Here is a 6,249-nt window from a genome sequence, read left to right as displayed (position 1 = left end):
TCGATGCCGTGCTCGGCCTTGATCCGGGCGCGGGTCTCGGCACCCGGGTCGCTGGCGCGGATCTGCGCGGCGTCCAGGCCCTGGGCGCGCAGGCCGCCGATCAGGCTGGCGGCCATGTTGCCGGCGCCGATGAAGGCAATACGAGTCTTGCTCATGTCAGGTCCTTGAAGGAGAGAGTGAGTAAAGCATGGAATCAGGGCTGACCGTAGTCGCGGGCGCCGAACAGGGCGGTGCCGATACGGACCCAGGTCGCACCCTGGGCGATGGCCGCTTCCAGGTCGTGGCTCATGCCCATGGACAGCGTGTCCAGGCCAAGGCCCAGGTTTTCCTGTAACTGGCGCAGGCGGGCGAAGGCGGCCTCCTGGGTAGCGCGGTCGTCGCTGGGCTCGGGAATCGCCATGAGCCCGCGCAGACGCAGGTTGGGCAGTTCGGCCACGGCCTGGGCCAGTGCCGGCAGATCGGCCGGGGTGCAGCCCGATTTGCTGTCTTCGCCGCTGACGTTCACCTGCAGGCAGACGTTCAGCGCTGGCAGGCCGATGGGGCGCTGCTCGCTCAGGCGTTGGGCGATTTTCAGGCGATCCACGCTGTGTACCCAGTCGAAGTGTTCGGCAATGGCCTTGGTCTTGTTCGACTGGATGGGGCCGATGAAGTGCCAGATCAAGGGCAGGTCGCGCAATTCATCTTGCTTGGCCAGGGCTTCCTGCAGGTAGTTCTCGCCGACGTCGCGTACGCCAGCGGCGTGGATTTCGCGAATGGCGCTGGCGGGCTTGGTCTTGCTCACGGCCAGCAGGTGTACGCTGGCGGTGTCGCGTCCAGCGGCTCGGGCCGCGTTGTCGATGCGTTCGCTGATAGCGCGAAGGTTGTCTGCTAGGGTGGACATGGATCGATGCCGGCAGCTCAGTGGTGTGCGGCATTCTACCTGCTTGATGGCCTTTGGGGAGTCTCATGGATGTGACCGACCTGTTGGCCCGGGCCGTGGCAGCGGGGGCTTCGGACCTGCACCTGGCTGCGGGCGAGGCGCCGCTGTGGCGCCTGGATGGCGAATTGCAGCGCCTGGCGTTGCCTGCCTTGCAAAGCGAAATGATCGAGAAAGGCTTGGCGGCCTGGCTCGATGCTGATCAGCGGCGCCTGTGGCTGGCGACTGAGGAAATCGATCTGGCCCTTGATCTGCCTGGGCTTGGCCGTTTTCGTCTGAACCTGTACCGGCAGTATCGGGGGTTGGCCGCAAGCCTGCGGCTGATACCTGCACAGATGCCAACGGTCGAAGAACTCGACCTCATGGAAGTGTATCGAGTCATTGCCCAGTGCCGTGATGGCCTGGTGCTGGTAGGTGGTCCGACCGGCAGTGGCAAGTCCAGCACACTGGCTGCGTTGATCGCGCAGCTTGATCGTGAGCGCTCAAACCACATCCTCACATTGGAAGATCCGGTCGAATTCGTGCACCGCGCCGAGCGCTGCCTGATCACTCAGCGCGAGATCGGCCGCCACAGTCGCGATTTTGCCCAGGGGTTGCGCAGTGCCCTGCGCCAGGATCCGGATGTGATCATGATCGGGGAATTGCGTGACCTGGATACCATTCGTCTGGCGCTGCGAGCGGCGCAGACCGGGCATCTGGTGCTGGCCACGGTGCATACGCGAACAGCGGCGAGCAGCATCGATCGCCTGGTGGACGTGTTCGCCGCCGAAGAGAAGCCGCTGGTGCGCGCCATGTTGGCCGAGTCGTTGCGTCTGGTGGTGGCGCAGGTGCTGATGCGTCGAGTAGGCGGCGGTCGTGTGGCGGCGCGGGAGGTATTGGTGGCGACGCCAGCGGTGCGCAACCTGATTCGCGAAGGGCGGATGGCGCAGTTGCAGTCGGTGATGCAGACCGGCACGGCGCAGGGGATGGTGACGATGGAAGGGGCGATGCAGGCGTTGATGAAGCGGGGAGTGATCGACGGGGCAGGGTGAAACTGCTGGCCTCTTCGTGGGTTTGCCCGCGAAGAGGCCAGAGAAAGAAACTACATCAACGCTTGGCCAGCCGCAGCGCCTCCTGCTCCTTGGGCAGCACGCGCTTGGCAACCACATAATGCTTCTGCCAGTACGGCTTTTCGAGGCTGTCGATGCTCACCCGCTTGCCGGTGCGCGGCGCGTGGATGAAGCGGTCGTTGCCCAGGTAGATGGCAACGTGATTGACCCGACGGCTCTTGATGTTGAAGAAGATCAGGTCGCCGGGCTTGAGGTCATCCCGCGCCACTTTCACGCCATGCCCTTGGGCCATGGCGTTCGAGGTGCGTGGCAGATCGACGTCGGCGACATCGTTGAAGGCGTACTTGACCAGGCCGCTGCAGTCGAAGCCCTTGCCAGGCGTGCTACCGCCCCAGCGGTAGGGGGTGCCGAGCACGTTGACGGCGCGGCTGAGTACTTCGCTGCTCTGCTTGGGCGACATCGCCGCCACTTTCAGCGCGTGGTTCTTCGCGGCATTGGCCGGACGCGCACGCAGGCTGACCTGCTTGGCGGGGGTGCGTTTCACGGAAACATCAGCGTTGGAGGTGTAGCCAGTGAATCCGTTTGGGAGTCGTTGCTCACGGTTGGTGGCGTGGGCGGCCAGGGGTAACAATAGGCAGAGGGTCAGCCATGTCTTGAAGAAAGGCGGCATAGTTGAAGCTCTTTATGGATGTTTATAGATGTTGGCGCGCAACTTTATAACAGCTTTTTGATCAAAATCTGATCCGTTGGTCGTGTGGCTGGGTACCATACGTCGGGGCAAAACGAAAAAGTCACATTTTTCGTTAGAAAATTTTCGGCTATCCCACGAGGGTTTTGAATGAATACGTATCAACAGGGTGCGCCGCTTCATGACACGCACAGCAAGGTCATCGGGTACCTGCTGTGGATCTTCGGCTTCACCGGCTCCCACCGTTTCTACTACGGCAAGCCGATCACCGGGACGATCTGGTTCTTCACGCTGGGCTTGCTGGGTATCGGCTGGCTGATCGACCTGTTCCTGATCCCGTCCATGGACCGCGAGGCTGACCTGCGGTTCCAGCCAGGGCCGGTGAACTACAGCGTGGCGTGGGTGCTGTTGACGTTCCTGGGTATTTTCGGCATTCACAGGCTTTACCAGGGCAAGTGGATCAGCGCACTGATCTACCTGTTTACCGGCGGCCTGTTCCTGATTGGCGTGCTGTATGACTTCTGGACCCTCAACACCCAGGTGTCCGAGGTCAATGGCAAGCAGCGCTGACTCCGTCAGAAAAAAAGGCCTTGTCGCGGTGCGGCAAGGCCTTTTTCGTTACTGGCGGGTCTGTCGCTGTTGCAGCAGCAGGTTGCTGAAACCTGCCCCGGCCAGCTGTTTCTGTGCCACCGTCAGTTGTTCACGGTTGCTGAACGGACCGACCAGTACGCGGTACCAGGTTTCTTCCTTCACCGTCCCCGACTCCACCTTGACCACCTGGCCGAGCAGGATGATCTGCGCGCGCACCTTGTCGGCATCGGCTTCCTTGCGGAACGAACCGGCCTGGAGGAAGAACTGCGTGGTCGCTGCAGGCTTGATCACTGGTGGAGCCGGTGGCGGCGTCTGCCCCGACAGCGCAGCCTGGGCGCGGGCAGTGTCGATCTTCGCGGCTTCGGCAGGAGTGACCGGCGTGACCGGCTGAGCCGGCACGGGCGGCGTCTTCTCCGGCACCGCTTCAGGCGGCACGATCACTTCCGACTCTGGCAGCAGGGTGTAGAAGTCGTACTTGGGCTTGATCGGCTGCGGCGTGGTCGGCGTGCTGCCTTTGGCCGCCTCGGCGACCTTGGCGGGCTTCTGCTGTTCAGGCTTGGCACGCTTGATGTCATCGCCGCCGGGCTCGAGCTTCATCAGGAAAACGATGAATGCGCCTACGGTCAGGCCGACCGCCAGCCAAACCCAACCCGGGATCGGCTGTTTGGCGGGTGGCTGGTGACGGCTGGCGCCGCGCTTGGGCGCGGGTTTTTTCTTGGCAGCCAACTTACATGCGCTCCAGGGTTTCCAGGCCGAGCAGCTCCAGGCCCTGCTTGAGAGTACGGCCGGTCAGCGCGGCGAGACGCAGGCGGCTCTGCTGCTGTTCGACGGTTTCGGCGGTGAGGATCGGGCAGTTCTCGTAGAAGCTGGAGAACAGGCCGGCCAGGTCGTAGAGGTAGCTGCACAGCACGTGTGGGGTGCCTTTTTCGGCGACGTTGTTCAGCGTTTCGCCGAACTGTGCCAGGCGAGCCGCCAGGTCCTGCTCGTGGGCAGCCTGCAGCACGATGTCGCCCTCGACTTCGTCGAAGCCCTTGCCCAGCTTGCGGAACACACCGGCCACGCGGGTATAGGCGTAAAGCAGGTAGGGCGCGGTGTTGCCTTCGAAGTTGAGCATCAGTTCGAAGTTGAAGCTGTAGTCGCTGGTACGGTGCTTGGACAGGTCGGCGTACTTCACCGCGCCGATCCCGACCACTTCACCGATGTGGCGCAGTTCGTCCTCGGCCAGGCTCGGGTTCTTTTCCTTGACCAGCGCGTAGGCGCGCTCCTTGGCTTCGCTCAGCAGGTCGATCAGCTTCACGGTGCCGCCGTCGCGGGTCTTGAACGGACGGCCATCGGCGCCGTTCATGGTGCCGAAGCCCATGTGCTCCATTTTCATCGGGTGCCCGACGAAGCCGGCGCGGCGAGCCACTTCGAACACCTGGTTGAAGTGCAGCGCCTGGCGTTGGTCGACGAAGTACAGGGCGCGATCGGCCTTGAGCACATTGCTGCGGTAGCGCACCGCAGCCAGGTCGGTGGTGGCGTACAGGTAGCCGCCGTCGGCCTTTTGCACGATCACCGGCAGCGGCTCGCCTTCGGTGTTCTTGAACTCTTCCAGGAACACGCACTGCGCGCCCTGGCTTTCGACCAGCAGACCCTTGGCCTTGAGGTCGGCGACCACGTTGGCGAGGTCGGCGTTGTATGCACTTTCGCCCATCACGTCGGCCATGGTCAGCTTGACGTTGAGCAGTTCGTAGGTCTTCTGGCAGTGCGACAGCGAGATATCCTTGAAGCGCGTCCACAGCGCCATGCACTCGGGGTCGCCGGCTTGCAGCTTGACCACCAGGCCACGGGCGCGGTTGGCGAAGTCTTCCGATTCGTCGAAGCGCTTCTTCGCCGCGCGGTAGAAGTTTTCCAGGTCCGACAGCTCGTCGCTGGTGATGGGGTTTTCTTCCAGGTAGGCCAGCAGCATGCCGAACTGGGTGCCCCAGTCGCCCACATGGTTCTGGCGGATCACCTCGTCGCCGAGGAATTCCAGCACGCGCGCGACGCTGTCGCCGATGATGGTCGAGCGCAGGTGGCCGACGTGCATCTCCTTGGCCAGGTTTGGCGCCGACATGTCGATGACCACTTTTTCCGCTGCGCCGGCCTTGCGCACGCCCAGGTGGGCATCTGCAAGTGCCGCCTCCAGGCGGTTGGCCAGGGCGTCGGTGTTCTGGAAGAAGTTGAGGAAGCCGGGGCCGGCGATCTCGACCTTGCTGATGTCGGCGCTGGCAGGCAGGGCGGCGATCAGCTTGTCGGCCAGGTCGCGCGGCTTCATGCCTGCCGGCTTGGCCAGCATCATGGCGATGTTGCTGGCGAAGTCGCCGTGGGTCTTGTCGCGGGCGTTTTCCACCTGGATCGCCGGCGTCAGGCCTTCAGGCAACACACCTTCGTTGACGAGTTGGGTGAGGGCTTGCTGGATCAGCTGGCGAATGGTGTCTTTCATCGGGTTCTCTTTTCGACCGCAAGCGCGGTGCAGCGCTTCGATGCGCAGGTGGAAAAACGGAACATTATCCGTGGCCGGGGCTTGATTGCCAACCTTTACGGCTCGCTCAGGATAGCGCTGGCTTTCATGGATTCAGTAGAGATCGACCGGGTCCACATCCAGCGACCAGCGCACCTGCCGTCCCGACGGCATCTGTTCCAACACTAGCAACCAGCTACTGATCAGTCGATGCAGCGGCGCCCGGGCATTGGCCTGGATCAACAGCTGCGCGCGGAAGCGGCCGGCACGGCGCTCCATGGGGGCAGGTACCGGGCCGAGCAGCTCGATGCCGCTCAAGCCCTGCTCTGCCAGCACACCCTCGGCGGCGGCGCAGGCCTCGTCGAGAAAGGCTTCCGCCTGCCCTGGCTTGTGCGCTTCGGCGCGCAGCAGGGCCAGGTGCGAGAAGGGCGGCAGGCCGGCGGCGCGCCGCTCGCTCAGGGCTTGCTCGGCGAAGGCGAAATAGCCTTGCTCGGTCAGTTGCACCAGCAGTGGATGCTCGGCC

The 6,249-nt window shown here is 63.4% G+C and carries 7 protein-coding genes and 1 pseudogene; 2 read left to right on the top strand and 6 right to left on the bottom strand.

The features are described 5' to 3' along the window. Together VA602_RS03230 and VA602_RS03225 are read right to left on the bottom strand one after the other, a co-directional pair. On the bottom strand, positions 1-155 hold a 155-nt coding region (locus VA602_RS03230), incomplete at its 3' end, for an NAD(P)-binding domain-containing protein (protein WP_323452460.1). Between the two features lie 38 nt (positions 156-193). Then, entirely contained in the window at positions 194-880 is a 687-nt protein-coding gene (locus VA602_RS03225; protein ID WP_323452454.1) for a YggS family pyridoxal phosphate-dependent enzyme, read from the bottom strand. Between the two features lie 65 nt (positions 881-945). Between VA602_RS03225 and VA602_RS03220 the strand changes: the two genes are divergently transcribed. Further along, positions 946-1,947: a type IV pilus twitching motility protein PilT gene (locus VA602_RS03220; protein ID WP_323452453.1), complete on the top strand. Its 1,002-nt coding sequence runs from the start codon at positions 946-948 to the stop codon at positions 1,945-1,947. 55 nt (positions 1,948-2,002) lie between these two features. Here VA602_RS03220 and VA602_RS03215 read toward each other — a convergent pair whose 3' ends face one another. Then, the gene (locus tag VA602_RS03215; RefSeq protein WP_054891178.1) at positions 2,003-2,635 is read right to left on the bottom strand and encodes a C40 family peptidase; all 633 of its coding nucleotides are present in this window, start codon (positions 2,633-2,635) and stop codon (positions 2,003-2,005) included. A gap of 168 nt (positions 2,636-2,803) precedes the next feature. On the opposite strand from VA602_RS03215, the gene VA602_RS03210 reads away from it, so the two are divergent. Beyond that, complete coding sequence (locus tag VA602_RS03210; RefSeq protein WP_323452452.1) at positions 2,804-3,223, top strand: TM2 domain-containing protein; 420 nt, start codon at positions 2,804-2,806, stop codon at positions 3,221-3,223. Positions 3,224-3,271: 48 nt separating this feature from the next. Here the strand turns inward: VA602_RS03210 and VA602_RS03205 are convergent, their stop codons facing one another. From VA602_RS03205 to VA602_RS03195, 3 genes and pseudogenes are all read right to left on the bottom strand, one after another. After that, a complete protein-coding gene (locus VA602_RS03205) occupies positions 3,272-3,970 on the bottom strand; it encodes an SPOR domain-containing protein (RefSeq protein ID WP_054891179.1) in 699 nt (232 codons plus the stop codon). Between the two features lies 1 nt (position 3,971). After that, a complete protein-coding gene (gene argS / locus VA602_RS03200; RefSeq protein ID WP_054891180.1) occupies positions 3,972-5,708 on the bottom strand; it encodes an arginine--tRNA ligase in 1,737 nt (578 codons plus the stop codon). 132 nt (positions 5,709-5,840) lie between these two features. Then, positions 5,841-6,249, bottom strand: a pseudogene (locus tag VA602_RS03195) (primosomal protein N'); the annotation flags it as partial.

Source organism: Pseudomonas machongensis (assembly GCF_034961125.1).
GTDB lineage: Bacteria > Pseudomonadota > Gammaproteobacteria > Pseudomonadales > Pseudomonadaceae > Aquipseudomonas > Aquipseudomonas machongensis.
This window is presented reverse-complemented; position numbering and strand designations above follow the sequence as displayed.

Bases quoted from the DNA above. Each gene is read 5' to 3' on its own strand.
- VA602_RS03210 (WP_323452452.1), top strand. From the start codon at position 2,804: ATGAATACGTATCAACAGGGTGCGCCGCTTCATGACACGCACAGCAAG.
- VA602_RS03215 (WP_054891178.1), bottom strand. From the start codon at position 2,635: ATGCCGCCTTTCTTCAAGACATGGCTGACCCTCTGCCTATTGTTACCC.
- VA602_RS03225 (WP_323452454.1), bottom strand. From the start codon at position 880: ATGTCCACCCTAGCAGACAACCTTCGCGCTATCAGCGAACGCATCGAC.
- VA602_RS03220 (WP_323452453.1), top strand. From the start codon at position 946: ATGGATGTGACCGACCTGTTGGCCCGGGCCGTGGCAGCGGGGGCTTCG.
- argS (WP_054891180.1), bottom strand. From the start codon at position 5,708: ATGAAAGACACCATTCGCCAGCTGATCCAGCAAGCCCTCACCCAACTC.